At 55.5% G+C, this 26,589-nt stretch carries 27 protein-coding genes; 5 read left to right on the forward strand and 22 right to left on the reverse strand.

Features of this window, described 5'->3' with window-relative positions:
• Nucleotides 1-63: 63 nt before the first annotated feature.
• Complete coding sequence (locus ACAF76_RS18420; protein ID WP_421617134.1) at nt 64-1,008, reverse strand: helix-turn-helix transcriptional regulator; 945 nt, start codon at nt 1,006-1,008, stop codon at nt 64-66.
• A 99-nt stretch (nt 1,009-1,107) separates the two neighbouring features.
• Here ACAF76_RS18420 and ACAF76_RS18425 point away from each other — a divergent pair, with 99 nt between their 5' ends.
• The 3 genes from ACAF76_RS18425 to ACAF76_RS18435 all read left to right on the forward strand — a co-directional run bounded on the left by ACAF76_RS18425 (nt 1,108) and on the right by ACAF76_RS18435 (nt 2,714).
• Nucleotides 1,108-1,593 (forward strand): DinB family protein, encoded by a 486-nt coding sequence (locus tag ACAF76_RS18425; RefSeq protein ID WP_421617135.1) that lies wholly within the window; start codon nt 1,108-1,110, stop codon nt 1,591-1,593.
• A gap of 20 nt (nt 1,594-1,613) precedes the next feature.
• Entirely contained in the window at nt 1,614-2,108 is a 495-nt protein-coding gene (locus ACAF76_RS18430) for a helix-hairpin-helix domain-containing protein (protein ID WP_421617136.1), read from the forward strand.
• A 102-nt stretch (nt 2,109-2,210) separates the two neighbouring features.
• Nucleotides 2,211-2,714: a DinB family protein gene (locus ACAF76_RS18435; protein WP_421617137.1), complete on the forward strand. Its 504-nt coding sequence runs from the start codon at nt 2,211-2,213 to the stop codon at nt 2,712-2,714.
• 43 nt (nt 2,715-2,757) lie between these two features.
• Here ACAF76_RS18435 and purN read toward each other — a convergent pair whose 3' ends face one another.
• The 7 genes from purN to purC form a co-directional block, all read right to left on the reverse strand.
• The gene (purN, locus tag ACAF76_RS18440) at nt 2,758-3,372 is read right to left on the reverse strand and encodes a phosphoribosylglycinamide formyltransferase (protein WP_421617138.1); all 615 of its coding nucleotides are present in this window, start codon (nt 3,370-3,372) and stop codon (nt 2,758-2,760) included.
• On the reverse strand, nt 3,366-4,406 hold the full coding sequence (gene purM / locus ACAF76_RS18445) for a phosphoribosylformylglycinamidine cyclo-ligase (RefSeq protein ID WP_421617139.1): 1,041 nt from the start codon (nt 4,404-4,406) through the stop codon (nt 3,366-3,368). Before purM ends, purN begins: the two co-directional genes overlap by 7 nt.
• Nucleotides 4,407-4,479: 73 nt before the next feature.
• Nucleotides 4,480-5,898: an amidophosphoribosyltransferase gene (gene purF / locus ACAF76_RS18450; protein ID WP_421617140.1), complete on the reverse strand. Its 1,419-nt coding sequence runs from the start codon at nt 5,896-5,898 to the stop codon at nt 4,480-4,482.
• Complete coding sequence (gene purL / locus ACAF76_RS18455; RefSeq protein WP_421617141.1) at nt 5,883-8,126, reverse strand: phosphoribosylformylglycinamidine synthase subunit PurL; 2,244 nt, start codon at nt 8,124-8,126, stop codon at nt 5,883-5,885. Before purL ends, purF begins: the two co-directional genes overlap by 16 nt.
• Nucleotides 8,107-8,799 carry a phosphoribosylformylglycinamidine synthase subunit PurQ gene (gene purQ / locus ACAF76_RS18460; protein WP_421617142.1) on the reverse strand — a complete coding sequence of 231 codons (693 nt, stop codon included), beginning with the start codon at nt 8,797-8,799 and terminating at the stop codon, nt 8,107-8,109. The genes purL and purQ overlap by 20 nt, the downstream gene beginning before the upstream one ends.
• A 3-nt stretch (nt 8,800-8,802) precedes the next feature.
• Nucleotides 8,803-9,051: a phosphoribosylformylglycinamidine synthase subunit PurS gene (gene purS, locus ACAF76_RS18465; protein ID WP_421617143.1), complete on the reverse strand. Its 249-nt coding sequence runs from the start codon at nt 9,049-9,051 to the stop codon at nt 8,803-8,805.
• Nucleotides 9,044-9,763: a phosphoribosylaminoimidazolesuccinocarboxamide synthase gene (gene purC, locus ACAF76_RS18470; RefSeq protein ID WP_421617144.1), complete on the reverse strand. Its 720-nt coding sequence runs from the start codon at nt 9,761-9,763 to the stop codon at nt 9,044-9,046. Before purC ends, purS begins: the two co-directional genes overlap by 8 nt.
• Before the next feature lie 279 nt (nt 9,764-10,042).
• On the opposite strand from purC, the gene ACAF76_RS18475 reads away from it, so the two are divergent.
• Together ACAF76_RS18475 and ACAF76_RS18480 are read left to right on the forward strand one after the other, a co-directional pair.
• Entirely contained in the window at nt 10,043-11,242 is a 1,200-nt protein-coding gene (locus ACAF76_RS18475) for an iron-containing alcohol dehydrogenase (RefSeq protein WP_421617145.1), read from the forward strand.
• A gap of 81 nt (nt 11,243-11,323) precedes the next feature.
• Nucleotides 11,324-12,439: an aminopeptidase gene (locus tag ACAF76_RS18480; RefSeq protein WP_421617146.1), complete on the forward strand. Its 1,116-nt coding sequence runs from the start codon at nt 11,324-11,326 to the stop codon at nt 12,437-12,439.
• A gap of 78 nt (nt 12,440-12,517) precedes the next feature.
• Here the strand turns inward: ACAF76_RS18480 and ACAF76_RS18485 are convergent, their stop codons facing one another.
• The 14 genes from ACAF76_RS18485 to ACAF76_RS18550 all read right to left on the reverse strand — a co-directional run bounded on the left by ACAF76_RS18485 (nt 12,518) and on the right by ACAF76_RS18550 (nt 26,510).
• Nucleotides 12,518-13,828, reverse strand: coding sequence for a VWA domain-containing protein (locus ACAF76_RS18485; RefSeq protein ID WP_421617147.1), 1,311 nt, complete (start codon nt 13,826-13,828; stop codon nt 12,518-12,520).
• A 49-nt stretch (nt 13,829-13,877) separates the two neighbouring features.
• On the reverse strand, nt 13,878-14,534 hold the full coding sequence (locus tag ACAF76_RS18490) for a Tad domain-containing protein (RefSeq protein ID WP_421617148.1): 657 nt from the start codon (nt 14,532-14,534) through the stop codon (nt 13,878-13,880).
• 5 nt (nt 14,535-14,539) lie between these two features.
• The gene (locus tag ACAF76_RS18495; RefSeq protein WP_421617149.1) at nt 14,540-14,953 is read right to left on the reverse strand and encodes a TadE family protein; all 414 of its coding nucleotides are present in this window, start codon (nt 14,951-14,953) and stop codon (nt 14,540-14,542) included.
• 37 nt (nt 14,954-14,990) lie between these two features.
• Nucleotides 14,991-15,707 carry a hypothetical protein gene (locus ACAF76_RS18500; RefSeq protein WP_421617150.1) on the reverse strand — a complete coding sequence of 239 codons (717 nt, stop codon included), beginning with the start codon at nt 15,705-15,707 and terminating at the stop codon, nt 14,991-14,993.
• A 46-nt stretch (nt 15,708-15,753) separates the two neighbouring features.
• Nucleotides 15,754-16,596, reverse strand: coding sequence for a hypothetical protein (locus ACAF76_RS18505; protein WP_421617151.1), 843 nt, complete (start codon nt 16,594-16,596; stop codon nt 15,754-15,756).
• Between the two features lie 15 nt (nt 16,597-16,611).
• Complete coding sequence (locus ACAF76_RS18510) at nt 16,612-17,829, reverse strand: hypothetical protein (protein ID WP_421617152.1); 1,218 nt, start codon at nt 17,827-17,829, stop codon at nt 16,612-16,614.
• A 106-nt stretch (nt 17,830-17,935) separates the two neighbouring features.
• Entirely contained in the window at nt 17,936-19,378 is a 1,443-nt protein-coding gene (locus ACAF76_RS18515) for a vWA domain-containing protein (RefSeq protein ID WP_421617153.1), read from the reverse strand.
• Nucleotides 19,379-19,403: 25 nt separating this feature from the next.
• Nucleotides 19,404-20,639, reverse strand: coding sequence for a vWA domain-containing protein (locus ACAF76_RS18520; RefSeq protein WP_421617154.1), 1,236 nt, complete (start codon nt 20,637-20,639; stop codon nt 19,404-19,406).
• A gap of 303 nt (nt 20,640-20,942) precedes the next feature.
• Entirely contained in the window at nt 20,943-21,158 is a 216-nt protein-coding gene (locus ACAF76_RS18525) for a hypothetical protein (RefSeq protein ID WP_421617155.1), read from the reverse strand.
• A 121-nt stretch (nt 21,159-21,279) separates the two neighbouring features.
• Nucleotides 21,280-22,221 carry a type II secretion system F family protein gene (locus ACAF76_RS18530; protein WP_421617156.1) on the reverse strand — a complete coding sequence of 314 codons (942 nt, stop codon included), beginning with the start codon at nt 22,219-22,221 and terminating at the stop codon, nt 21,280-21,282.
• 4 nt (nt 22,222-22,225) lie between these two features.
• Nucleotides 22,226-23,152 (reverse strand): type II secretion system F family protein, encoded by a 927-nt coding sequence (locus ACAF76_RS18535; protein WP_421617157.1) that lies wholly within the window; start codon nt 23,150-23,152, stop codon nt 22,226-22,228.
• Nucleotides 23,130-24,509 (reverse strand): CpaF family protein, encoded by a 1,380-nt coding sequence (locus ACAF76_RS18540; protein ID WP_421617158.1) that lies wholly within the window; start codon nt 24,507-24,509, stop codon nt 23,130-23,132. The genes ACAF76_RS18535 and ACAF76_RS18540 overlap by 23 nt, the downstream gene beginning before the upstream one ends.
• 12 nt (nt 24,510-24,521) lie before the next feature.
• Nucleotides 24,522-25,679, reverse strand: a complete 1,158-nt coding sequence (locus ACAF76_RS18545) for an AAA family ATPase (RefSeq protein ID WP_421617159.1) — start codon at nt 25,677-25,679, stop codon at nt 24,522-24,524.
• 3 nt (nt 25,680-25,682) lie between these two features.
• Nucleotides 25,683-26,510, reverse strand: a complete 828-nt coding sequence (locus ACAF76_RS18550; protein WP_421617160.1) for a flp pilus assembly protein CpaB — start codon at nt 26,508-26,510, stop codon at nt 25,683-25,685.
• Nucleotides 26,511-26,589 lie beyond the last annotated feature (79 nt).

The raw sequence follows: 26,589 nt of genomic DNA on the forward strand, positions 1-26,589 counted from the left end.
ACCCTCCTGGATGTAGACTTCTCTCTACAGTATGTCGGCGGCCTTGAAATGGTTTTGCCCGCGTTACCCGTATTTGCCCAATATGTCGCGGAGAAGCTGCTTCATCTGGTCGATCAGCTCCGGCGGTTCCACGACCGTCGCCTCGTTGCCCAGACCAATGAAAAACTTCGCAAAGTACGGGATCTCGCTCTCCGGCATGTCTGTGTCCAGCCAGCCGCTGCCATCCTCGCGCCGATACAGTGTCGGCATCGGACACAGCTCTGCCTCGCACCGCTGCATGCCTGCCTTGGTCAACTCCACGTAATACCGGACGTAGACGCGCGGTTTAGTGCTGTACGACTCCCAGTTGTCCAGATGGATATGCTGGTGGTCACGCGGTTCGACGGAATCGTCTGGTGCTGCTGCAACAATCCGGTCACAGCGAAACAGGCGAAAGTCATCTGTGCGAAAACAGTAGGCCGGACAGTACCAGAAGCCGTTTTTGGCGTAGATGCCTACCGGCTGGACCAGGCGACTGGAAACGCCGCCACGCGAATCGTACTCGATGCGAACGACCCGCTGTCGGATGGCGGCGTCGAGCAGCAAGGGGAGGTACGGCAGCTCCTGCTGTCTGGTCGGGGCGACAAAGTCGACACGGTTTTTCATCTGGTCGATCCGATCGCGGACATCCCCGGGCATGTAGTTGTAAAATTTTCGCAGCGCATTGCTGGATTCCGTCTCAAACGGCAAGGATGGATAATGACGCAAGGAATGGCTGGCGAAAAACAAGGAGACCGCTTCCTCTTCGGTAAAGGCAATCGGGGGAAGAATTCTCTCCCGCAGCACCTGATACCCGCCATGCGGCCCGACCTCCGAATACAAGGGGACGCCCAGCTCGCTCAACTCCTGCAAATCTCGCAAAATCGTCCTGCTCGACACGCCAAACTGCTGTGCCAACTGCTTGACGGTAAACTTGCGCATGCGGTTGACCGCCATCATCAACTCGATCAGCCGTTTGGATTTGGACATAATGGACTCCTTTTTTTGTGATTATGACAATTGTTGTCACTATTATACGATACAGTACAGGTACGAAACATCCCACTATACGAAATGGAGTGTTGACGGATGGAAGCAGTAAAGGAAATGAAGCAGATGCTGTACGAGGAACTGGAGCTGATCACGAGGACGACAGCCAATCTGCTGGAGAAGATCGCCCCGGAAGACTGGGACTTTCGCCCGCAGGAAAACATGCGGTCGCTAAAGGAGCTCGCCTGTCACCTGGTCGCGGTCCCTTCTGTGGACTTGCTCATTCTCCAGGAAAAAAGCCAGGAGGAGGTACGCGAGCTGGAAGCGCAGATCGAAGCTGGCGAAGACAAGCATGCCTGGATCCGATCGATGCAAAGCGGCGTAGAGGAACTCAAGCAGTACATGGACAAGCTCTCGGACGAGGACTTTTTGCAGCGGCAGACAAAGCCGTTTTACCTGGATCACGGAACTATCCAGGCCAAGTGGCTGATCGAAATCGTCACCCACGCCCAGCATCACCGGGCGCAGTTGTTTACGTACATGAAGACAAAAGGATACGATGTCCACATGTTCGACTTGTACTAACCAAAAAAGGGGGAGACCGCATGTCCAACCGCTCGCCCAAGCTACCGCTTACGCCGCAGGAAAGAGCGCGTCTGCGGACGTTCAAGATAACAACCAAAGAAATCTGCAAAACGGATGTCGACAGGCTTGCCTCTCTGCTCGACGTGCCAAAGGAGCGCGCAACCTTCTTGCGTGCCCTGGCGCAGTTTCAGTCGATCCCGTCAATCGGCCCGAGAATGGCAGAGGCGATGATCATGCTCGGCTATGTCTCGCTGGAGGAGGTACGTGACGAGGACGGCGCCGAACTCGTCGACCGCTATGAGCAGTGCCTCGGGTATTGGGTCGATCCTTGCGTGGAAGATAGTTTCCGCTGTATCGTCTACCACGCCAATCACCCGCAAAGCGAAAAAAGCTGGTTCGATTTCACCGCAGAGCGAAAACGCTACCGGGCTCAACACGGGTACCCCGCGACACGGCCCGTTTTCGCCTGGCATGAGAAAGAGAAGCCTGTGCAGATCGGGCAACAGCGCAGCTGACGATATGCAGCAGACTGTCCGGATTCTCCGCAGCAACCGGCGCTTCGCTGTGCAGGCAGGTCGTGCTCCGTATCGACCAATCTGATTCGGGAGGTTTTATCTATGTATGTTACAGTCTCGGACTTTATCAACGAATGGAACAGGGAAGCAATGCTGACCCAGCAGGTGTTAGACGGCTTGACAGATGAGTCGTTGTCCCAGCAGGTGTATTCCGAGGGGCGCACGTTGGGGAGAATTGCGTGGCATTTGACGACGAGCATCCCCGAGTATCTCGCCCATTTCGGGTTGAAGATTGACAGCATCGAAAATGCTGATCACGTCCCTGCCTCCGCCACGGACATTGCGGACACGTTTCGCAAAGCGAGTATGGCGGCAAGCAAGGCGATCGAGGAGCAGTGGAGCGATGATTCCCTAAGGCACGTACAGGAAGCGTTTGGCAGACAGGAATCGAACGCGACGATCCTGATGGGGCTGATCAAGCATATCGTGCATCATCGCGGCCAGATGACGATCCTGATGCGTCAAGCAGGGATAAAGCCTTTTGGCGTTTATGGACCGCCCAAGGAAGACTGGATTCATCTCGGAGTGGAGCATCCTCCGCTGTAATGCAAAAAGGGAAACCTCCCTGCAGAGGTTTCCCCTTCTTTGTCTATTCTGCCGCCACTCTGACCAGCCGTCCGTCGAGTTTCACTCTGCCAGCGGCGAGCCAGCCGATCACTTCGACGAGGAGCTGATGCTCCACCTGATGGATGCGGGCAGCGAGCGTTTCTGTTGTATCTGTCTCTTCAACTGCCACAGGCATTTGCGCGATGATCGGACCGGTATCCAGTCCGGCATCTACCACGTGCACTGTAACCCCCGTTATCTTTACCCCGTGCGCAATTGCCTGCCCGATCGCATCCTTCCCGGGAAATGCCGGGAGCAGCGACGGATGCAGGTTGATGATGCTGCCTTCATAAGCAGCCAGCAGCGTTTCCCCGATCAGGCGCATATACCCTGCCAGTACGACAAGCGTTACATCCCGCTTTCGCAGTTCGGCTACAATATCGGCCTCAAAAGCTGCTTTGTCTGCATATGCCTTGGGCGAAAAGACAAACGCCTCCACGCCAAGCCGCTCGGCGCGCTCCACGACTTTTGCCCCTGGTTTGTCGCACACCAACAGCGAGACTTCCACGCCCTCCAGTCTACCCGACCGGACCGCCTGCACAATCGCCTCGAAATTGGAGCCGCTGCCCGAGGCAAAAATGGCTATCTTTTTCACCATTCCACCCCGTTGTAGACGACTTTGCGCTCGCCATCACGGATGCTGCCGATCCGATACGGCTGTTCGCCCAGTTCCCGGAGCAAGGCGAGGACGTCATCCGCTTCCTCGGGCTTGATGACGAGGATCATGCCGATGCCCATGTTAAAGGTCTTGTACATGTCCGGATAGGAGATCGCGCCTGCCTCTTGCACCAGTTCAAAGATCGGCAGGACCGGCCAGGAGCCGACGTCCACCACGGCCTGCAATCCTTCCGGCAGGACGCGCGGAATATTTTCCGTAAAGCCGCCGCCCGTGATGTGCGCCAGCGCTTTTACCTCGTGCTTTTCCAATACGGACAGGACTTGCTTGACGTAGATGCGCGTAGGCGTCAGCAGTTCTTCCCCGAGCTTCTTGCCCAGGGCGTCTACATGATCGTGCAGGGACATCCCTTTGTCAGCCAGCAGCACCTTGCGCACCAGCGAAAAGCCGTTGCTGTGTACGCCGCTGGAGGCCAGCCCGATCATCACATCGCCGGCTGCGACCGACGCACCGGTAATCATTTTCTGCTCGTCTACGACCCCTACGGTAAAGCCGGCAATATCGTACTCGCCCTCGGCGTACATGCCCGGCATTTCCGCTGTCTCTCCGCCGATCAGCGAGCAGCCTGCCTGGGAGCAGCCGTCCGCGATGCCCTTGACAATCGCTTCGATCTTTTCCGGAATCACCTTGTCGACAGCCAGATAGTCGAGGAAAAAGAGCGGTTCCGCCCCTTGCACGACCACGTCGTTGACACACATCGCGACCGCATCGATGCCGATCGTGTCGTGTTTGTCCATGGCAAATGCCAGCTTCAGCTTGGTGCCTACACCGTCTGTTCCCGAGACGAGAACCGGTTTTTCATACTTGCTCGTATCCAGGCGAAACAGGGCGCCGAAACCGCCCAAGTCCGTCAGCACCTCAGGGCGAAATGTCCGCTTGACGTGCTTTTTCATCCGCTCTACAGCCTGGTTTCCCGCATCGATGTCGACCCCGGCCTGTTTATATGCTTCACTCATCGTTTCTCCTCCTTGCTAGAGGCTGTTTCTGCCATTTCGCGTGCAGCCTTCGCCGCCGGACAGACGCTACAGCCTAGCATTTCAGCGCTGGCAACGCCTGTTCAAAGTTGATCTCGGTCGGGTATTGCCCATTGAAACAAGCAAGGCAGTGACCGTTGTTGGGAGCTGTATCCTGCCGTCCGATAGCGGCGATCATGCCCTCTACCGACAGGAAGGAAAGCGAGTCCGCCTCGATGATCTGGCGGATTTCCTCGACCGATTTGGTGGCGGCGATCAACTCTTCACGCGTCGATGTGTCGATTCCGTAAAAGCACGGATTCATCACCGGCGGAGAGCTGATTCGCACATGTACTTCAGTCGCGCCCGCCTCGCGCAGCATGCGGACGATGCGGTTGCTGGTCGTACCGCGCACGATCGAGTCGTCGATCATTACCACGCGCTTGCCTTCGACTACCTTGCGCACGGCAGACAGCTTCAGATAGACAGCCCGCTCGCGCAGTTCCTGGCTCGGCTGGATGAAGGTGCGGCCCACATAGCGGTTTTTGATCAGGCCGATCTCGTACGGAATTCCTGTCGCTTCGGCAAATCCGATCGCCGCCGAAATGCTGGAATCCGGTACACCTGTCACCACATCGGCTTCAATCGGCGACTCGATCGCCAATTGCTTGCCCAGCCGTTTGCGCGCCATATGGACGTTGATCCCGTCAATATCGCTGTCGGGACGGGCGAAGTAGATGTATTCAAACGTGCAAATCTGGCGCTGTGTCTGCTGCGTAAATTTCTTTTCGTGTATTCCCTGCTCGTCGATCACGATCAGTTCGCCGGGCTGTACATCGCGCCAGTATTCCGCCCCGATGATGTCAAAGGCGCATGTCTCGGAGGCGACGCAAATCGCATCTCCCAGCCGTCCCAGCGAAAGCGGGCGCAATCCGTTGGGGTCGAGGGCGATCACCAGTTGCTTCTCGTTCATTACGAGCAACGCGTACGCTCCCTTGATGTGCTGCAAGGCATCCTCGACCGCACCCGGCAGGTCGCTTTTTTCCGAACGGGCGATGAGATGGGCGATGACTTCCGTGTCGCTGGTCGTTTGAAAAATAGAGCCCTTTGCTTCCAAATCTTTGCGCAGGACGTCAGCGTTGACGAGATTTCCGTTGTGCGCGACCGCCATGCTTCCCTGGGCGTAGCGGAAAAACAGCGGCTGCGCGTTTTCGATCTTGCTGGAGCCGGCGGTGGTGTACCGCGTATGGCCGATGGCGATGTGACCGCTGAACTTTTCCAGATCGCCTTTGCCAAACGCTTCAGATACCAATCCCATGCCGCGATGCTTATACCACTTCACACCGTCGGAGGCGCAGATTCCTGCGCTCTCCTGTCCACGGTGCTGCAAGGCATGCAATCCGAGATAGGTCAATGTAGATGCTTCCTTGTGGTTGTAAATGCCAAAGACGCCGCATTCTTCATTCAGTTTGTCCCAGATTAGCTGATCAAACATGGAATCGCATCCTTCCAGGCTTCTTTCACCTCACGTACGGAGGTGTGGATCGCTTCTTTGCCGTTCACGTTCACCACGAGGCTGTCTCCGCCGGTCGTCCCGATCACCTGGGCTGCTACCCCGCGCTCGGCCGCCAGCGCCAGAATCGCCTCTGCATGCTGTTGGTCAGCGCTGAGCAAAATACGCGATTGCGACTCGCTAAACAGCAGGACGTCAGGACGCAGCGAGCTGTCCAGCGTCACCTGTGCGCCGATTTCCGCCTGGAAGCAGGATTCTGCCAGCGCTACGCCAAGTCCGCCTTCCGACAGGTCGTGCGCGGATTGCACCAGCCCTTTGCGGATCGCGTCGAGCACGAGCTTTTGCACAGCCGCTTCCTTGTTCAGGTCGATTTGCGGCGGACGTCCGGAGATCGATCCGGTCACAAGCTTTTGATATTCGCTTCCGCCCAGCTCGGCAAAAGTCTCGCCGATCAGGATGATCGCGTCTCCTTCGCGTTTGAAATCCTGGGTCGTAATATGGTCGACGTCTGCGATCAAGCCTACCATCCCGACAGTCGGGGTCGGATAGATCGCATCACCGCTGCGTTCGTTGTAGAAAGACACATTTCCGCCGATTACAGGCGCATCCAGCGCGAGGCAAGCCTCGCTCATGCCCTCGCACGCTTTTTCAAACTGCCAGAATACTTCCGGCTTCTCCGGGCTGCCGAAGTTGAGGCAGTCGGTAATCGCCAACGGCTCAGCACCGGAGCAGACGACGTTGCGCGCCGATTCGGCGACAGCGATCGCACCGCCGACTTTGGGGTCGAGGTAGACGTAGCGTCCATTGCAATCCGTGCTCATCGCCAGCGCCTTGCGAGTGCCGCGCACCATTACCACGGCGGCGTCAGAGCCCGGCTTTACGGCAGTGTTGGCGCGAACGATGTGGTCGTACTGCTCGTAGACCCATGCTTTGCTGGCGACAGTCGGCTGGGCCAGAAGCTGTTTCAGCGTCACATTCAGGTCAGACGGTTCGCTGATCGCTGCCAGCACGTCAACCTGTGCGTTTTTCTCGTAATACGCAGGCACTGCGGACGGGCGGTGATAGACAGGTGCATCCTCAGCCAGACTGTCTACCGGCACCTCTGCCACTACTTCCCCTTTGTGCAGCAAGCGCAGCATGCTGTCGTCAGTCACCTTGCCGACGACGGCGGAGGCGAGGCCCCATTTGTCAAATATCGCGATTGCTTCTGCTTCTTTGCCGCTCTCGACGACGACGAGCATGCGCTCCTGCGATTCGGACAGCATCATTTCATAGGCAGACATGCCTGCTTCCCGCTGCGGCACCAGGTCGAGATTCATCTCGATGCCGTTACCCGCCTTGGATGCCATCTCCGAGCTGGAGCTGGTCAATCCGGCGGCGCCCATGTCCTGGATGCCGACGACGATTCCCGCATCGATCAGCTCCAGGCAAGCCTCCAGAAGCAGTTTTTCCATAAACGGATCGCCCACTTGTACAGCCGGGCGCTTTTTCTCCGATTCTTCGTTCAGTTCCTCCGACGCGAAGGTAGCGCCGTGAATCCCGTCACGTCCCGTGCTGGAACCGACGTAGATCACCGGGTTGCCGATCCCCGAAGCCACGCCTTTTTGAATCTGGTCGTGGTCCAACAGGCCGACGCACATCGCGTTTACGAGCGGATTGCCTTCGTAGGTCGGATCGAAGTTGACTTCGCCGCCCACAGTCGGGATTCCGATACAGTTGCCGTAACCGGCGATCCCTGCCACCACGTGCTCAAACAAGTATTTTACGCGCGGGCTGTTCAACTCCCCGAAGCGCAGCGAGTTGAGCAGGGCAATCGGGCGCGCCCCCATCGAAAAGACGTCGCGGATAATTCCGCCGACACCGGTAGCAGCGCCTTGATACGGCTCGATCGCGGACGGGTGGTTATGGCTTTCGATTTTGAATACGACTGCCTGGTTGTCCCCGATGTCGACAATCCCAGCGCCCTCGCCCGGTCCTTGCAGAACACGCGGCCCCTTGGTAGGGAATTTGCGCAGCACAGGCTTGGAGTTTTTGTACGAGCAATGCTCCGACCACATGACGCTGTACAGACCCGTCTCCGTCCAGTTGGGCTTGCGGCCGAGAATGTCGACCACACGCTGGTACTCGTCGTCAGTCAGTCCGATTTCACGGTAGAGCTTCTGATCGGCAATTTGTTCGGCTGTCGGTTCTTTATGCGTGAGCTGTGACACTGTTTCGTTCCCTCCACGTCTTCAGGATCGAGGTAAACATGCGGCGTCCGTCGTCCGATGTCATCCACTTGTGTACGGCGCGTTCCGGGTGCGGCATCATGCCCAGGACGTTGCCTTTTTCATTGCAAATGCCGGCGATGTCTTCCAGCGAGCCGTTCGGGTTCTCACCGTGATAGCGGAACACGATCTGCTTGCCCGCCTTCAATTTTGCCAGCGTCTCTTCATCACAGTAGTAATTGCCTTCGCCATGCGCGATCGGAATGTGAATGACCTCGCCCTGGGCGTAATCGCGGGTAAATGGCGTGTCGTTGTTCTCCACCTGCAATGCAGACAGCTTGCAGCGGAATTTCAGCGAGCGGTTGCGCAGCAAAGCTCCTGGCAACAGTCCCACCTCGGTCAAAATCTGGAACCCGTTGCAAATACCCATGACCAGCTTGCCTTCTTCAGCCGCTTTCACCACTTGCTCCATGACCGGCGAAAAGCGGGCTACTGCTCCACAGCGCAGGTAGTCTCCATAGGAGAAGCCGCCTGGCAACAAAATCACGTCGTAGGCAGAAAGGTCGGTATCGGAATGCCAGACGTAATCGACCGGCACTTCCATGACGTCTTCCACAGCGTTGTACAAGTCAATGTCGGCGTTGGAGCCGGGAAAAACGATGACAGCTACTCGCATGGCTCAGCCCTCCACGATCTCATAGCGGTAATCTTCAACCACCGTATTGGCCAGCAGCTTTTCGCACATGTCGCGGACGCGCTCTTCCGCCTGGGCACGATCGTTCGTTCCGAGCTCCAGCTCCATGTACTTTCCGATGCGCACACTTTTCACCTCGTCAAATCCGAGTGTGTTGAGCGCTCCTTTTACAGCGTGTCCTTGCGGGTCCAGCACACTCTCGCGCAATGTTACGTATACGACTGCTTTAAACATGGACGTCTCCTCCCAATCGTTTCAACATTTCCTTGTACGCTTCCTCGACATTTCCCAAATCGCGGCGGAAGCGGTCTTTGTCCAGCTTTTCGTTTGTTGTGGAATCCCAGAACCGGCATGTGTCCGGCGATATTTCATCTGCCAAGAGGATGTTTCCTTCCGGCGTTCTTCCAAACTCTAGTTTAAAGTCGACCAGCGTGATGTTTCGCTCACGCAAGTACGGCTGAAGCACTTCGTTTACTTCCAGGCCCATCCGCTCAAGCGTTGCCTGGTCTTCCTCACTGGCGATCCCCAAAACCTTGATGTGGGACGCGTTCACCAACGGATCGCCCAAGGCGTCATCCTTGTAGTAAAACTCGACAACCGGGTGCGGCAGCACGGTGCCTTCGGCCATACCCAATCGCTTGGCCAGCGAGCCGGCAGCAATGTTGCGAACCACGACCTCCAACGGAATGATCTCCACTTTGCGCACCAGTTGCTCGGTAGCGGACAACAGACGAATGAAATGGTTGTCGATGCCGCGCTCTTGCAACATCGTGAAAAAAATCGCGGTGATACGGTTGTTCAGTTCACCTTTTCCCGTAATGTGCGCTTTTTTCTCCCCGTTGAAGGCGGTCGCGTCATCCTTGTACTCCACCCAGTACTGATTCTCCAGGGAAGTCCGATAAATGCGCTTCGCCTTTCCTTCATAAAGTTGTTCTTGTTTTTCCACAACAGAAGCCACCTTTCCCAGCAAAAAGGTTGAGATTGACTAAATATACGAACGATTCAACTACATTAAAACATAAACATACGCATTTATCAACGAAATATCCCGTTCTTAACTTCGACAAATGTTCGGATATTAAATGTTATTTAACCTGACATGAGTGTTATTGTTCGCAAAATAGCGCGTATTGGTATTCGAACTGCCGACCGCGACATCTTTGCCTTCATTCTGTGATACACTGAATTGGGAAGAATTACGTGTTAGAAGGAAGGTTGTTATCCGATGATTCCGTTTGAAGTCTCTTTTCCTACCTATATCCTCTTTGGCACCAACACGATTGACCAACTGGGCGAACAGGCAGCGAAACTGGGCAAAAAAGCGCTGCTCGTGACCGGGGGAAGCTCCGCAAAGCGGACAGGTCTGTTGGATCGCGTGCAAACCTTGCTCAAACAAGCCGGTCTGGACTTTGTTCTGTTTGATAAAATCGAGCCCAATCCCCGCACTACCTCTGTAGACGCTGCTGCTGCGCTGGCGCGGGAACACGGCTGCGACTTCGTCCTCGCTGTAGGCGGGGGCTCTGTCATGGACGCGTCCAAAGCGATCGCCGCTGCCGCCGTCTCCGGAAGACCGATCTACGACTACATGCGCGGCAATCCCAAAGGAACGGCCAAGGACCTTGTCCCCGTCCAGGAAGCGTTGCCGCTGCTGACTGTACCGACAGTGGCTGCCACCGGATCGGAAGCCAACTGGACGAGCGTGCTGACCCACTGGGAGACGCATGAAAAGTCGTCGATCATCGGGCCTGCACTCTATCCGAAAATCTCCATCCTCGATCCGTCGCTTACGTACACCGTTCCCGCCAACGTGACGGCTGAAGCGTGCGCCGATATTTTTTCGCACATTTTTGAAAGCTATCTGATCAGCGCCGAAGGGACACATGTACAGGACGGAATTTCCGAGACGCTGATTCGTCTTTTGGTCACATATTCGCTTGTCGCCATCGAACGGCCGGATGACGAAGAAGCCCGCTCTACGCTGCTGTGGACCAGCACCTTAGGCATCAGCCCGTTTGCCCTCGCCGGACGTGGCGCTGGCATGCCGCTGCACGGGGTCGAGCATCCGCTGAGCGGTCATTTCGACATGGCTCACGGCCGCGGTCTGGCTATCCTCTCGCTGCCGTACTTCGAACAGATCATTTTGCCGGAGCGGCCGGAGCGGCTCGCCCGGATGGGACGCAACTGCTTCGGTCTGGCAATCGAGGATGAGCAGGAATGTGCCCGCGCGACCATCGAAGCGGTACGCAACTGGTATGAACAGATGGGCATTACGCAGCGCCTGTCCGATTTCGGCGTCACTCGCGAAGCGTTGCCGGCGATGGCGGAAGAAGCGATCCGGATCGGCGGTCGCGGCCTCGGATACTTGCCCAGCTCGCGCAATCTGAATGCCGATGATGTCGTCGCGCTGTACGAGGCATGCCTGTAGCTTTTGCTGGTGGAAACCTGCAACCAAGTTATGCCATAATGAACCCAGAAAAAATTTTTTATCAAGGAGGCTGTTGGAGACATGGCAGATCCCCGGATTCAAGAATTGGCCAGTCGCCTGATTCGTTATTCACTCAATCTGCAAAAGGGAGAAAAGCTGCTGATCGAAAATACAGGACTTCAGCCGGCGATGGTTCGCGCTCTCGTCCGTGAAGCGTTCGCTGTCGGCGCGCTGCCGCTGGTGACGCTAAAAGACGAGCAAGTGCTGCGCGCGCTGTACGAAGGGACGAGCGATGAGCATATGGCGCTTATGGCCAAGTTCGAGTATGAGCGGATGAAAGAGATGGATGCCTATATCGCCATCCGCGCCTACGAAAACATCAACGAGCTGTCCGATGTGCCCGAGGACAAAATGGGCATTTACTCCCGCCTCTTGTACCAGCCTGTACATACAAACGAGCGCGTCGCCAACAAGCGCTGGGTCGTCCTGCGCTACCCGAACAAGTCGATGGCGCAGCTCTCTGGCATGAGCCTGGAGCGATTCGAAGACTTCTACTTCGACGTCTGCAATCTGGACTACGCGAAAATGTCCAAGGCGATGGACCCGCTCAAGGAACTGATGGACCGCACCGACCGCGTTCGCATCGTCGGACCGAACACCGATCTTCGCTTCTCGATCAAAGGTATCGGCGCCATCAAGTGCGACGGCAAGCGAAACATCCCGGACGGCGAAGTGTACACGGCTCCCGTACGCGACTCGGTTGAGGGAACGATCTACTACAATACGGCCACGAACTACCACGGCACTTCCTTTACCGACGTGCAGTTTACGTTCAAGCAAGGAAAGATCGTCGAGGCGACCAGCTCCAACACCAAAGCGCTCAACGACATTTTGGACACCGACGAAGGAGCTCGCTACATCGGCGAATTTGCGATCGGCTTCAACCCGCACATTCTGCATCCGATGCAGGACATCCTGTTTGACGAAAAGATCGCCGGCAGCTTCCACTTCACGCCTGGCAATGCCTACACGGTGGCAGACAACGGCAACCGCTCCTCCATCCACTGGGATCTCGTGCAAATCCAACGCCCCGAGTACGGCGGCGGCGAAATCTGGTTCGACGACGTACTGATCCGCAAAGACGGCCGCTTTGTCCTGCCGGAGCTGCAAGGTCTCAACCCGGAGAACCTGGTGTAAGGACCGCTCCCTATGCAAAAACGGCTGCTCGCCCGGATGTTTCCCGGACGGCAGCCGTTTTTTTTTCGGAGATATCGATTATCCTCCGCTGTATTTTTGCTCGATCTCCCTGCGCATTTCGCTGTATGTCTCGGTCGTCAGGTTGACCAGGTAATGGATCAGCTCATCCTTTGAGCGTGCGATAAACGCTTCCCGCTCCTGCTTCTTTTGCGTCAGGTACGCTTGCGCCTGGCTGCCGATCCTCCCCGTCTGGGCGAGGTAGTTGATCGCCGCCTCGATATTCAGGCTTTCCCGCCAGTTTTTGTCGTACCAGTCGCGGTCGTAGGCATCCACCCATTTTTTCCGGTCGATCAGGACCGCATCCACCTCCGACAGCGCATCCCGCTTCCACTGCTCCCATTTTTCCGCAATTTCCCGGGCGCGCTCCAGCTCCTGCCTGAATTGCTCCTGATTGGTCACATTGGCGTACAGTCCTTCCGAAGCCTGGGCAATCTCCTTCAACTGCTTCTGTCCCTCGGCGTTGACGTCAAAGCCGATGACGTTCAAAAGCGGCATCACCGTTGACTCGGACAACTCTCTGGCCACTTGCACCGGATCGCCGCCGCATGTTTCGATCCCGTCGCTGACCAGGTAGATGATATTCGTGTTCTTGTCCGCCGGAAAATGAGACAAGTCCTGCTCGGCCAACCGCAGCGAATGGGCAATCCCTGTCCAGCCACTCGGCGCAAACTGTTTCAATGCCTGATCCAGCCTCGCCTCGTCATATGCCTGCAACTGGTAGACCAGATCGCTGCTGCTGCAGGAAAGCTGTTTGTCGGCTTCGGAGCCTGTGCCTTTGTGTCCGTAGACGCGCAAAGAAATCCTGGCTTCCGGCGGCAGCGCCTGTGCGAATTCCTTGATCGCTTCTTTGGCCAGCTCCATTTTGGTTGTTTCCCCGATCTTTTCCCTCATGCTGCCGCTGGCGTCGAGTATGATCTGCACATTGAAATTCTCCCGGAACAACAGGCGGGAATCTCCGACATCCGGATCGCCAAAGGAAGCCATGCGCCAGCGGTCTACGACCATCTGCGGGCTGAGGTAATCCTCTGCAAACAGCCCGAGCAGCTCCCCCCAATACACTTCGGTCATGGAGCTGTCGAAGCCGTCCGGCAGCGGTGGCAAGCGGTTCAGAATATTGGCGATCTCCTCGCGATACGGGTAATCCGCTCGGTAAAAATGCGTCCCGGCCAGTGCCCCGGGCTGTGAGGCGACCAACTCCTGTGTCGTTTGCGGCAAGCGGGGAGCTTCCGGTGCCGCGCCTGTCAGCGCTGCCCCCCATGAACAGCCGGAAAGCGACATGGTCAGGACCAAGCCGCTCAGCATGCGTCGCCATTTTCTTTTGAATGCCATGATGTGATCGCCTCCCCGGCGTCTGGTTTGTCTGCTGTGTCGTTATGTCCTACAACGTGATCTGATTGCGGTACCATCTCATCTTCCCGGCAAACCCGATGGGCCTGCTTTGCGCGCTCTGTTTCACCTGTTCCGTGTGACTGTTCAGAAACTCCAGTCCAAATGTTTCGCTCTCGTAGCGCGCGGATGTCTCTACCGTAATCCGCAGGTCACTGTCAAAGAACGTGATGACCGACCCGCTGCGCGTCGCTCCGTTTCCATCCAAAATCCCGCCGACGACCCCGGGTATTTTCCCCTGCGCTCGCACCAATCCTTCTTGAATATATGCTTGCAGGGCGGGATACATCGGAATCGCCCAGTCCAGCACATCATCGATGGCATTGTAGCGGACCTCGCTTTCGGACCAATCAGGGTTAGATGCGCGCAGCGCCATCAATCTTTCCCCGACCAGCGTCGAGATGTACACCGGATTCGTCCAGCTGGAGAGCGAAGCATCGTATAGTTTAATGGCAACTTCCACTTCTTCGTACACGATTTGTACGGCTGCGATACTCGCCTGCTGTGCGCTGTTGGCCGCCACTTCCTTGTCCACGAACACAGTCGACATGTTGTAGAGCAGCGTAAACATGATCAGCGTCATAAAGAAGAAAATCGTCAGGACGAAGACCGTCACATTCCCGCGCTGGTTGCCTAGCACTTGTTTCACCGCTCTCATCTCATCACCCGTCCCCGAACTTCTCGGCCAAGCGAGATGACCTTGTCTTCTTCCGCCATGTTTTGCTTAATAAAGTCCGGGATGAAGAAAAGGTCGAGGTCGACGCCAATTCTTGCGGTAAAGTAGCTGCCGTCATAGGAAATGAGCGATCTCCCGCTGTCGTAGGAAATCCCCGCGCCGGCGGAGCTTACGATGTGCCGCGCAGCGTTCATCGCCTCGTCGGTATTTCTCGTGACGGCATATACCTTGGCCGCTTCATTCGCTGCCGATTGGGCGATGATAACCGCGTAGACACCGGTTAAAAACTGCCAGAGAATCAGCAGAATGAGAAAGACAAACGGCAGGATTCCGATGAACTCCACAGTGACAGAGCCTTTTTCATTTTTCAGGTAGTTGTTGGCCACACCCATCCGAAATGTTCACCTCCGTTTGCTGTTCCATGCCCGTCTATCCTTCTACCGCCGTCGCTGCCTGTGCGCTTGTGGTGTGCATGCCCTCTTCGCTCCATTTGTAGGTGTACATCGTGAACATGACCGCCAAAAACGGAAAGATCAGCACTGTCAGCAGCAGTTGGGTGAAAAATACCGCTCCGAAGCTGGTCGTGATCGAAATGACAGAGGCAAGCCCGATTACGCTGATCAGCCACTGGATGACGCTCGACAGCAGCAGCAGGCCAAAGAGCGGAACGAAATGCCGCTTGCCGAGTTCATACGCCGACCGCATGCACTTCCAGGGCGATTTCTTTTTCAACACGACCAGAAACGGCGTCAGGTAAAACAGGATCAAGACGATCACTCCCGGTACGGCAAACAGCATCAAGCCGACACATACCGCCAGGACGTAGACGATCCCGAACAAAAACACCGAGAAGCCTCTCTCGAAAAACGTGCGAAACGCATGGCGCAGCGGCCGTTCCTCTCCCTCCAGATCGCTGATCACATATTGGGCAAAGACGACCTGCACGACAGTCAAAAACAATAGCAGCAAAAACAGATTGTAAAAGCTCGAGACTACCGGCGCCCCGGTCAGCGCAGCCAGGAAATTGACGTAATTCATCGTAAAATTGTGTACCAGCAAGAACGGCAGCAAAATCACGGCTGACAACAGCAGCAGCGATTCAATATTCCGCGTGTAAAACCGGATGCTTTCCTTTAGCGGATTCACGGACATGCACCTCCTTTGTCACCGAAAATCGACTCCTGCGTTTTCGTTATCCGGGATTGCGCAGAATGGAAAACACCTTCTGCTGCATGATCTCCTTGTTCTTCTCCTCAATATCTTGCTTCATGTCCTCGACAGTGCGGTACGCAACACCCTTTAGTTCCACATCCCGAATCGATTTTTCCATCGTTTTTCGGACCCCGGGTCTTTTGTAATCGCTGAGCAGACGGAGCAGCTTTTGGGCGTTTTTGCGCTGCTCTCCCAATGTGTTCTCCACCGATTGAAGCCAGCCGTACAGACGATCCACAGCGTCTTGCACATCCACCTGCATGCGTACGCCCCGATACAGCAGAAAATCAGACTCGTATAAAATTTCCCGGATCAGTCGGATGTCATCTTCTATCACGTAATGACGGGCGAGAAACTGCTTGTGATAGCCCAGTCCGGTAGTATACATCCCCTGCAGTTTGGCAAAAGTGTCGACCATATACGTACACACTTCAAGCAAATCGTGGGCGTCTTTGCGGGTTTGTGCATCCATCTGCTGCTCGCAATGCGGGAGCAACTGGCGCAGGTAATCCCGCTTCTGTTCGTACATCCATACCGGTTTATCCTTATCCCTTGCAAATGTCGTCAGGAAATTGGTTGCCGAGTTGTTATGGATCATAAAGCGTTCGAGTACCGGCAATGCTTCCGCACGCGGCGGCACACTCCCATCCTCGCGCAGGATCAAATATCCGACTGCCTCTTTTTTGCCGATTCGCCAGTACTGGACATTGTAATAAAATCGCTCATCGAGCAGGGCAGCATGATTAAACAGTTCCGGTTTTTCCAGGAAGCGTTTGTACCTGTCGATTTGTTGACGGATTTCTGCTGTCTCTTTTACAACCACGTGCTACACCCTCCGTTATGAAAAGATGGATTTCACCCATCCGACTGCATTGCCAATTCCTTCGCGGACCCAGTTGATTCCTTTCTCCAAGGCTCCTCCTGTTCCCTTGTTGATCCATTTTACCAGTCTGCTTCCGCCCCACAAGACTCCTCCGGTAATGACGAGTGCCGCTGCTACCGTCTGTCCGCCCGGGATGACAGCAGCGATGATTCCCGCATCCATCAGGCTGCTTCCGAGGCTGCCTACCCCGTCCACAAACTTTTCGTTTTGCTGGCTTTGACTCAGATTGGGATTATACGCCTGACCAAACTGGGTGAAGGTATTGTACACGTCAAACGGCAGGGCGATCGCAGCCACGCCGGCATTGAGGCCTGCAACAATTCCCGGAACCCGGACGGTATTCGCAGCCCCTGCGGCGCCTTGCAAGCCGTTTGTAACGGAGCGCTGCGTATTCACTCCGCCTAACACCGAGCTAGGATTCAGTTGCGAGACGAACTTGTAGCTGTCGTAAGCCCCTTTGGCTCCGTAAATGTCCAGCGCGCCGCCGGTCAGGTCAGCCCATTTGGAGCCTTGCACGCTAATATCAAGCCCCTTTAGCCCAACCTGAAACAAAAAGTGGGCGTAGCCGCCTGCTCCCTGGCCAGCCGTCACGGTTCCACTCTCCAGCAAACCGGCCGAATAGCCAAGTGTTCCTCCGAAAATGTCTTTAAAGGTCAGCTCCATCGCCTTGTAACCCACGGTCTCGCCAAACGGAACTGATTCAAGCGATCCGCCGTCCAAGGCTGGCGGGGTACTGTTCGGCGGCTGTATAGAAGGCGCCTCGATGCCAGGCGTCTGGGAAGGCTGCGCGCCACCCTGAGCCTGCAAATCGGGTACAGTTCCACCAGGGTTTTCGAGGTTTGGTACCGTGCTGTTCGGAGGTCCCAATGCAGGGGCAGTTCCATTCGGCGTTTGAAGTCCGGGGACGTTGCCCGCTGGCGGTTGAAGATTCGGCGTGGTGCTGTTCGGTGATTCCAGCACAGGTGGACTTCCAGGCGGGGGCTCCAGATTCGGAACCTCCCATTGCGGTGCTTCCAGATTCGGCATCTCCCACTGCGGAGCCTGCAAATCCGGTGCTTGCATTTGGGGGGCTTGGTACGTTTCCCCTCCCAGATTGGGTACGTACGGCTGTGCCAGTACCACCACCGGGAATGCATTCATCAACAGAATCAAAAATGCGAAGATACCCGCCAACCAAGGCCTTCTCCCTCTACTTCGCACGACCTTTACCCTCCTGTTCATATCCTCAATTTCACTTCACGCAAGCGGGGACAGGCGTTGGCTTTGCCCCTCGCGTCATCTAATTTCCTGGCACATTCGCATGAAACTGCCGGTTGATCGCGTCGATCGTTTCCTTGTAGGTACTTTCATTCAACTCATCAAGAAAAGCTTCTATCTCCCTTCCACGCTGACGGGATATCTTTTCCTGTTCGTCCTTCATCTTTTCCAGTGCTTCTATTGTTTCTTTGTCTAATACCTTCAAACTTTGCATGCTTAAAAAAGCGGAGAAAAGGTTATAGCTTTCCCTTTGGGCAGTCAACTGCCAGTTGGAACCATACACGCTGATATCTAATGCTTGCGCCAAATTGGCGGAAAATGCGTCATATGACGCTCCGCTCTTCCAGTCTCTCCACTTGCGGGCCATTTCTTCGGCCTGCTTGAATTCCTTCTGCAGCTCCTGTTGATTCTGGATCAGCACATACCGGCCTCCCGCAGCTTCGGCTACCTGCTTCAATTGCCGCTGCGCGTCCCCATCCGCACCGAAGCCCACGACATTGACGATCGGCGTCACATCGGAGTTGGCCAATTGTTTTGCCACCTCTACCGGATCGCCCCCGCATGTCTCGATCCCGTCGCTGACCAGGTAAATGATATTCGTGTTCTGCTCGCCATTGTACGCCTGCAAATCCTGTTGCGCCTGCTCCAGGGCAAGGGCGATCGGGGTCCATCCTGCCGGTTTGAACTGAGCCAGTGCACCGTCGAGCTTCTGTTGGTCGTATGCCTGCAGCGGATACATCACATCGCTTTTGCTGCAGGAAAGCACCTTGTCTGCGTCTGATCCGGTTCCTTCATGTCCGTAGACGCGCAGTCCTACCCGGGCATCAGCAGGAAGAGAAGCAGCAAACGAACGAATCGCATCCTTCGCCGCCTCCATTCTCGTCTTGTTCCCCGCCAAGTGGGCCATGCTGCCGCTCGCGTCCAGTACAATCATCACGTTGTACTGCTCCTTGAACTGAAAGCGCGGATCATCCATATCCGGGCTGCCGAATGAGGCCAGCTTGATCCTGTTGATGATGTCCTGCGGCTCCGGGTAATCCTCGGCAAACAGACCGAGCAGACCGAGGTAGTACAACTCCAGCGTTTCGGCATCCGGGTTTTCGATGTTCGGAAATTCCCTGAGCACCTTTTCGATCTCCTTGCTCTGCTGGCCGTACGCAGTTCCAGCAAAGCGGCCTGGGGGAAGGCTGTAGAACTCCTCCGCCGTTTCCGGGCGTTTGGTCAGACCTTCAGGGATGAATGCTTTCAATGCCTCAATTTGCGCTTCCCGGCTCGAATGGGCGCGTTCTGCCGGGTTTTCTTTGCCGCCTGTCTCTTTACCTGTTTCCTGATCGGTCGTGGGCAAGGAGGAGCCTGACGAATCTATCCCGACATATTGCTCTTCAGCCGAACAAGCTGAGAGGCTGAACAAACAAACAAAAAGGATAGCAAGCCATACTAGAACCTGTTTCCTTTGTCTGCTCATCTTCCCCTCCTCCCGTCCGTATTTCCTAATTTCCTGCTACATTTTCGTTAAATTGCTGATTGATTGCGTCAACTGTTTCCTGATACGTCTTGTTATTCAGTTCGCGGAGGTAGCGTTCCAACTCCCTGCCATGCTCCTGAATCCGTTTCTCTTGTTCTTTGCCGATTTCCTCAAGTTGCGAGACCGTCTGCCTATCCAATATTCCCAACCTTTTCAAATCCATAAAAGCATTGAGAAAATTGTGGCTCTGCGCCCGTCTTTTATCGTTCCAATAAAACGCGTACTCGTGGATGTCTAGGGAGCGCTGTATTTTAGCACCAAACGACTCATGATTGACGTCGTTTTTCCACTCCTTCCACCGGCGCGCAATTTCCTTGGCCTGCTCGAACTCTTTCTCCAATGCCGCTTGATCCTGAATCAGCACATAACGGCCACCTGCAGCTTCGGCCACCTGTTTTAGCTGACGCTGCGCTTCCCCGTCAACCCCGAACCCGACGACATTGACGATCGGCGTCACATCGGAGCTGGCAAGCTGCTTGGCGACTCCTGCGGGATCACCACCGCATGTCTCGATCCCGTCGCTGACCAGGTAAATGATATTTGTGTTCTGCTCCCCTTTGTACGCCTGCAAATCCTGCTGTGCTTGCTCCAGGGCAAGGGCAATCGGCGTCCAGCCTGCCGGTTTGAACTGAGTCAGCGCACTGTCGAGCTTTTGTTGATCGTACGCCTGAAGCTGGTACATCACATCGCTTTTGCTGCAGGATGCTGCTTTATCTGCTTCTGATCCCGTCCCTACATGACCGTAGACGCGCAGTCCAACACGGGCATCGGCAGGAAGGGAAGCGGCAAACGAACGAATCGCATCCTTCGCCGCCTCCATTCTCGTCTTGTTCCCCGCCATGTGGCCCATGCTGCCGCTTGCGTCCAGCACAATCATCACGTTGTACTGCTCCTTGAACTGAAAGCGCGGATCATCCATATCCGGGCTGCCGAATGAGGCCAGCTTGATTTTATTGATGATGTCCTGCGGCTCCGGATAGTCCTCGGCAAACAGACCAAGCAGGGCGAGGTAGTACAATTCAAGCGTTTCGGAATCCGGATTTTCGATATCGGGGAATTGTTGGAGTACCTTTACAATTTCCTCATGCTGCTTGTCGTATGTGGCACCGGAAAAAAGGCCCGGGGGAAGGTTGTAAAAATCCCCTACTGTCTCTGGCAGTTTGGTCAGACCGTCAGGAATCAATGCTTTGAGTGATTCCAACTGCTTCTCCCGGTCGTTGGAGGTTTCTGGATGTGGCGCTTCTCCTGTGTGATGATTGTCGCCCGAATCACCGGGTTGGGTAGTTGAAACATCAGGAGCAACGGGTTCCGGTTCTTCCGACGAGCAAGCAGACAAGCAAAGAAGGCTTGCCATGAGGATAGCGAATACTCTTATCTTGTTTAGGTTCATGACGACATCGACACCCCCGATTCCTTTTGCATCCATCATCTGATTTCGTTATGTATAAAGATGCTGGCATGGTGGAATTGTTTGCCCGCATCTTTTTTATGGCTCTTTTGACCGTTACTTATTGCCGATTCCTTCAATGATGTTCGCCAGAGTATCTGCAACTGCTCTGCCAACTGTTTGCGAATCGCCTTTGAAGAACAACTGGATTGAAGCAAACACAGCGAGAATGACACCTGCCAGCGCGATCCACTCAATCGCTTGCGCACCTTTTTGATTGTTCAAAGAAACGAGCATTTTGGAAAAATACTTTTGAATTGTGTTCGTCAACATATACCATTTCTCCCTTCAAAAATCGGAAAATTTGTTTTCTTTTACCATTCAAAGACTTTAATGAGCCTTGTCAAAAAGCGTTCTCTGACGAGGTATCACCTCCTCCGAATAGCTGCAGGTTTTAATTGCCAAACATGCCGGAGAACATCGAGGTGTTCTCCAGGATGTTCAACACCATCAATCCGCCGATCAGGGCAATTGCCGTAGGCGCGACGACAAACGTGGTGATCAGGGTTACTTTTGGCGAGGCTTTCGCCGCCTTTTCCTTGATCAGCTCCTTGCGTATCCGGCGCATGTTCTCGGATTGGATTTTGAACGTCACCGCGATCGGAACGCCCAGGCGCATCCCTTGAATCAACGCTTTGATCAGCATCTGAAACTCGGGGTTGTCGTTGCGCCGCAGCAATTGCTGGTATGCCTTTTCGCGCGGGACTCCGAGATCAAGCTCCTGATTGAAGCGGGAAAATTCCTCCTGCAGGGGTCCGGGGAAAAACTGGATGACGGCGCGAAGCGATTGATCCAGACTCACGCCCGCCTGCAGCGTGACACTGACTGTGTCGAGGAACTCGGGCAAGTCGTAGCGAAGCTGGTTTTGCCTTTCTTTCGCGCGCCGCTTCAGCAGGATGATCGGCAAAAAGTATCCAGCCAGCGGCCATACGATCAAGCCGTACGTAGAGAACGGAAACCCCAGGACAAACAGGACCGTACCGATGATGAAGCCGATTAAGGTCAGCAGGATTTTCGTGCCCTGAAAGCGTTCGACGCTGAGATCGTAGGGGCGGCCCGCCTTCAAAAGCCAATCCTCCACCTCGTGCGACTCGCTGAAAAAATTGATCCGCTGCCCCAATTGCGCGTAGTCATCGCTGTGCTGCAGCAGTTTTTTGATCCATTTCTCGGAAGTCGTCTCCCGTTTGCGCAGTTCGAAGGCATTCCGCCTGCCCACGGTGTCGTGTACGTGGTTGAGCAGCCTCTCCTTCTCCACGGAGTAGCGGTAGGCTTCTTTCAGGAAAATGCCGTAAAACAGCAGAAACAAAAACAGACTTGTAATCATTAGCGCGTCCATAGCTTCACACCTTGATATTGGTCACTTTTTTGACCAATACGTAGGACAGGATCGTCCCCAGAATAAACAGAACCAGCAGGACGAGGCCAAAGCCGGAGAAGAGCGGATCGATGAAGCCTTTGTTCATCGTGTTCATCATCAGCACCAGAGCAATCGGCATGATCGGCACGAGGATGGAGATGTAGCGCTGCTCCGCTGTCATCGTCTTGATCTCCTGGTTGACGATCCGCCGGTCCTCCAGCGTCTCCGCCATCTCCTGCAGCACTTCGCTGAGGTTGCCCCCGGCTCGCCGCTGGATGAACAGCGTTGCCGCAAAGATGCGGAAATCCCGGGTTGGGATGCGCTTTTCCATATCGGCCAGCGCCTTGTCGAAGCTGACGCCCAATTGGATCTCACGGGCCATCCGCTTGAACTCCTGACCGGCCGGCTGGGGTATTTCCTTGGCCACCAGCTCGATTCCCTGCGTCAGCGTGAGCCCTGCCCGCAGCGAGTTGGCAAGCAGACGGCAGACCTCAGAGAGCTGGTCGTTCAGCCGCTCCTGATACTTGTTGCGGCGGACGAGAAAAAGCAGGTTTTGCAACAGAAACATACAGCCGAAGCCGATGATCATGTTGTAGGGAAATTTCAGCCCGACGACGCTGTTGAAAAAGAAGGCCAGCCCCAGCGATCCGACCAGGAAAATGCCGTAATACTCGGACGGTGTCAGGGCGATGTTGGCCCGAACCAGCCTGGTCTGGACCTCCTGGGCGTGCGGCGTGCGGTCGAAACGGTCGCCCCAGACGAGCAGAAAACTTTTGCGCTGGGATTTGACGTCGTACCACTCTTCCGCTTTTTTCTTCCACTCGGTCTTTTTCGCCCGGTAGCCCAGGAATTCGTAGATCCCCCAGGTCCCGAGCAAGACAGCCAGACTAAATAGGATGGAGATGCTCACGCCTTTTCACCTCCCCTGACGTAAACAGCGACTCGTCGATGTCGATTCCGAACGTCCGCAGCCTTTCCAGCGAACGTGGAATGACTCCGGTCGGGGTAAAATACCCCAGCACCTCGCCGCGCTTGCCCATGCCGACACGCTGGAAGCGGAAAATCTCATGTACTTCCGTTTGCTTGTTCGGCCCGGTGTACACCTCGGAGATGGAGACCAGCTTGCGGGTCCCGTCGGACAGACGCGTCACCTGCACGATGTAGTCCAGGGCGCTGACGATGTACTCGCGAATGACCGAGGAGGGCAACTCCATCCCTGCCATGATGACCATCCCCTCCAAGCGGTTGAAGGCATCTTGCGGGCTGTTGGCATGCACGGTGGTGAGCGAGCCTTCGTGCCCGGTGTTCATCGCTTGCAGCATGTCGAACGCTTCAGCCCCGCGCACCTCCCCGACGATAATCCGGTCCGGCCTCATCCGCAGCGAGTTGCGAACCAGATGGCGGATCGTGATCTCGCCTCGTCCTTCCATGTTTGGCGGGCGCGCTTCCAGACCGACACAGTTGGGACGGTCCAGCTTCAGCTCCGCCGAGTCCTCGATCGTAATGACCCGCTCGTAGTGGGGAATCGCCTTGGATACGGCGTTGAGCAGCGTCGTTTTCCCGCTACCCGTCCCCCCGGAGATCAGCACGTTCATTTTGGCCTGGACGACAGCCTGCAAAAAGAAGGACATTTTGCTGTCAAACGTGTTGAAGCCCATCAGGTCATCCATGGAAAACGGGTCTTTGCGAAATTTCCGGATGGAGACGAGCGTGCCGTTGAGACTGATCGGCGGAATGACGGCGTTCACCCGGCTGCCGTCCTTCAAGCGGGCATCGACCATCGGGGAGCTTTCGTCAATGCGTCTGCCGAGTGGAGCCACGATCCGGTCGACGATATGGCGCAAATGCTCCTCGTCGCGGAATTTCAGGTCGGTCAACTCCAGGCGGCCCTTTTTTTCGATGTACACTTCCTTGTGTCCGTTGATCGAAATCTCCGTAATCTCCGGGTCGGCCAAAAGCGGCTCCAACGGTCCCAGACCGACCGATTCATTAATCAGCCGCGTGAGCAAAAGCTCTTTTTCGTTCCGCGGGATGACGACCTTTTCTTCGGACATGTACTGCGAGACCATGCGCTCGATGGCCAGTCGCATCTCTCCCGGAGCCAGGCTGGTCAGCCGCTCCAGGTTGGTTTCGCGCAAAAGACGCGATTTGTAATGTTCCGCCAACTCGTCAATGTAGGGATTGTGGTAAGCGGGAGCCGCTTCCGGACGAGTCGACAGTTCTTCCTGTTGTTCGTTCTTCTCTTCCTTGCGTCGGAATAGTGCCACGCGCAACCCCTCCTATGACAGCTTTGCCAGAACCCATTTGCGAATGTCTTTGGCAGCGGGGACCAGCTTTTTCTCGTTTGCCACCCGCTGCAACGGAAGCCCTTGGTTGACGGCTGCCTGCACACCGCGGTGATCGCGGGAAATCTCCGCTGCGATCGGCGTGCTGATCAGTCCCTTGAGATCCGCCACGTTCAATTCGTTGTCGCGTCCCTTTTGATTGACGACGATCTCCAGCCGTCCCTCCGTATCGATCCGCAGCTTTCGGAACAACTCCTCCACCAGCCGGTAGGTTTGCACAGAGGGGGTATCCAGGTTCATCACGTAGTAGATCGCATCGGATTCCTCGAGTGCGGTATAGGTAATCTCGTTCATATGCGTCGGCAAGTCGAGAATGACGAAATCATAGCTGCGTCGGCTGGCCCGAATCAGCCGGCTGATAAAATCCTCCGGCATGTTTTCTGCTGTCTCTGCGTCTCGGGGGCTGACCAGCACCTCCAGCTTGGAGTGGCTTTCACGCTGTGCCACATTGCGGATGTGGTTCTCGTTCATCTCGTTCATCACCGGGACAAGATCGGCCAGCGTGCGGCCTGCGTCCAGCGAGAAGAATGTCTCTACGCCGCCGTACTGCAAATTCAGATCGATCAGCAATACGCGGGCCGTCGACTCCAGCTTCAATGCCTGGGCGAAGCCTGTCGCCAGTTGCGTACGTCCGCTTCCTCCCTTGCCGCTGTAAAAGGCGAACACTTTTCCCCGCCCCCGGACAAACGCCTTGCCGGTAGCGACCGCCCCTTTTTTACGCTGCTGATGCTGCGCCAGCTCGTTAATCTTCTCCAGCCGATCGGTCAGCAGCGCCAGTTCATCCGGGAGCAAAATGTATTCGATCGCCCCGGCCCGCACAACGTCGCGCAGCAGGGCGAAATCCTGCTTCTCCGTCAAGAAAATGATGACTCCCTCCGGAAGTTCACCCTGTATGTATTGGACCAGTTCCACTCCCGTCCCGTCTTCCGGCTGCACGATCAGCACGACATCCGGAGCGATCCGGTCGATCTCCTTTTTTACTTCACGGGAGGTTGTAAATTGCACGCTGTACTGCGAAGCGAGCGCTTCATGCAGCATTTCCCGGATGGAGTCGGTGTTGGTCACGACGAGTATTTTCATATCTGCATTCATTGCTTAGCCTCCTGGATTCGGTACTGGTGTAGTCTGGGCTGGCGCTTGCGGCGTACCTGCATCTGGAGCAGGTGGCGTCTGCTGACCGGCCGCAGGAGGATTGGTCGAAGTCGGAGGCGCCGGCTGCTCACCTGGCACCTGGGGTGTCTCCCCTGTCTCGGTCTGCGTCTGTGTCCCCTCCTGTGGAGGCTGCTCGAATGGCTGCGGAATACCCAACTCTCCCTGTCCGACATTGGCTTTGAGGATTCGCATGACATCTGCGTAGTGCTGCTGATGGATAAAGGCGGGCACCTGTTCAAACGGTATCTCCAGGGCCACGCCGCGGAATTCGTCGTTCGACTTGGCGACCATCGCGACCGGGACGTCTTTCATAAACACCTCTGTCACTGGCTGACCGCCGGCCTTGTGGGAGACGATCACATCCACGCGGTCCAAAGCCTCCAGTTGCTGGTCGAAAATGATATTTCCCGAAGAGTAGACCGTCACCAGCCGATTGTTCTGGTCACGTACAGTCGTCGCCGGCTTGATGATGTTTTTCGTGATGATGTCTCCCGCTGACAACGGAACGACCGTCACCTGGTTTTGCAAGCTCGCCATTTCGGTCACGTAGGAATCGTCTGCGAACTTCTTCGGAATTTGCCGCGGTTCAAGCTGATCCGGCAGTATGAGGGAACGAGAGGGGATATCCCTGCCTGCCACATAAATCTCCACCATTTCGCCTAGCTGTTCATTCATGTCCTTGATTTTTTGCAGAAACAAAAAGCCTGCTATTGCCGCCAACAACAATGACAGCGTCAAAAAGATAATGGCACGACGTTTGGATTCCAACATGCGATGATTCCCTCTCCTTGTCACAAAGCATTTGTATCTTTTGTCTCTCAGGCATTGTACCTGATAGCATAAGCAGAAC

This window comes from Brevibacillus sp. TJ4, from assembly GCF_044627595.2.
Classification (GTDB): Bacteria; Bacillota; Bacilli; order Brevibacillales; family Brevibacillaceae; genus Brevibacillus.

What these genes read in the sequence shown, in the direction of transcription:
- ACAF76_RS18495 (WP_421617149.1), bottom strand. Translation starts at nt 14,953, where the DNA reads ATGGGTGTGGCCAACAACTACCTGAAAAATGAAAAAGGCTCTGTCACT.
- ACAF76_RS18420 (WP_421617134.1), bottom strand. Translation starts at nt 1,008, where the DNA reads ATGTCCAAATCCAAACGGCTGATCGAGTTGATGATGGCGGTCAACCGC.
- ACAF76_RS18550 (WP_421617160.1), bottom strand. Translation starts at nt 26,510, where the DNA reads ATGTTGGAATCCAAACGTCGTGCCATTATCTTTTTGACGCTGTCATTG.
- ACAF76_RS18435 (WP_421617137.1), top strand. Translation starts at nt 2,211, where the DNA reads ATGTATGTTACAGTCTCGGACTTTATCAACGAATGGAACAGGGAAGCA.
- purQ (WP_421617142.1), bottom strand. Translation starts at nt 8,799, where the DNA reads ATGCGAGTAGCTGTCATCGTTTTTCCCGGCTCCAACGCCGACATTGAC.
- purF (WP_421617140.1), bottom strand. Translation starts at nt 5,898, where the DNA reads ATGTTTGATCAGCTAATCTGGGACAAACTGAATGAAGAATGCGGCGTC.
- ACAF76_RS18485 (WP_421617147.1), bottom strand. Translation starts at nt 13,828, where the DNA reads ATGGCATTCAAAAGAAAATGGCGACGCATGCTGAGCGGCTTGGTCCTG.
- purN (WP_421617138.1), bottom strand. Translation starts at nt 3,372, where the DNA reads ATGGTGAAAAAGATAGCCATTTTTGCCTCGGGCAGCGGCTCCAATTTC.
- ACAF76_RS18530 (WP_421617156.1), bottom strand. Translation starts at nt 22,221, where the DNA reads ATGGACGCGCTAATGATTACAAGTCTGTTTTTGTTTCTGCTGTTTTAC.
- ACAF76_RS18425 (WP_421617135.1), top strand. Translation starts at nt 1,108, where the DNA reads ATGGAAGCAGTAAAGGAAATGAAGCAGATGCTGTACGAGGAACTGGAG.
- purS (WP_421617143.1), bottom strand. Translation starts at nt 9,051, where the DNA reads ATGTTTAAAGCAGTCGTATACGTAACATTGCGCGAGAGTGTGCTGGAC.
- purM (WP_421617139.1), bottom strand. Translation starts at nt 4,406, where the DNA reads ATGAGTGAAGCATATAAACAGGCCGGGGTCGACATCGATGCGGGAAAC.
- ACAF76_RS18475 (WP_421617145.1), top strand. Translation starts at nt 10,043, where the DNA reads ATGATTCCGTTTGAAGTCTCTTTTCCTACCTATATCCTCTTTGGCACC.
- ACAF76_RS18480 (WP_421617146.1), top strand. Translation starts at nt 11,324, where the DNA reads ATGGCAGATCCCCGGATTCAAGAATTGGCCAGTCGCCTGATTCGTTAT.
- ACAF76_RS18525 (WP_421617155.1), bottom strand. Translation starts at nt 21,158, where the DNA reads ATGTTGACGAACACAATTCAAAAGTATTTTTCCAAAATGCTCGTTTCT.
- ACAF76_RS18545 (WP_421617159.1), bottom strand. Translation starts at nt 25,679, where the DNA reads ATGAATGCAGATATGAAAATACTCGTCGTGACCAACACCGACTCCATC.
- ACAF76_RS18430 (WP_421617136.1), top strand. Translation starts at nt 1,614, where the DNA reads ATGTCCAACCGCTCGCCCAAGCTACCGCTTACGCCGCAGGAAAGAGCG.
- ACAF76_RS18515 (WP_421617153.1), bottom strand. Translation starts at nt 19,378, where the DNA reads ATGAGCAGACAAAGGAAACAGGTTCTAGTATGGCTTGCTATCCTTTTT.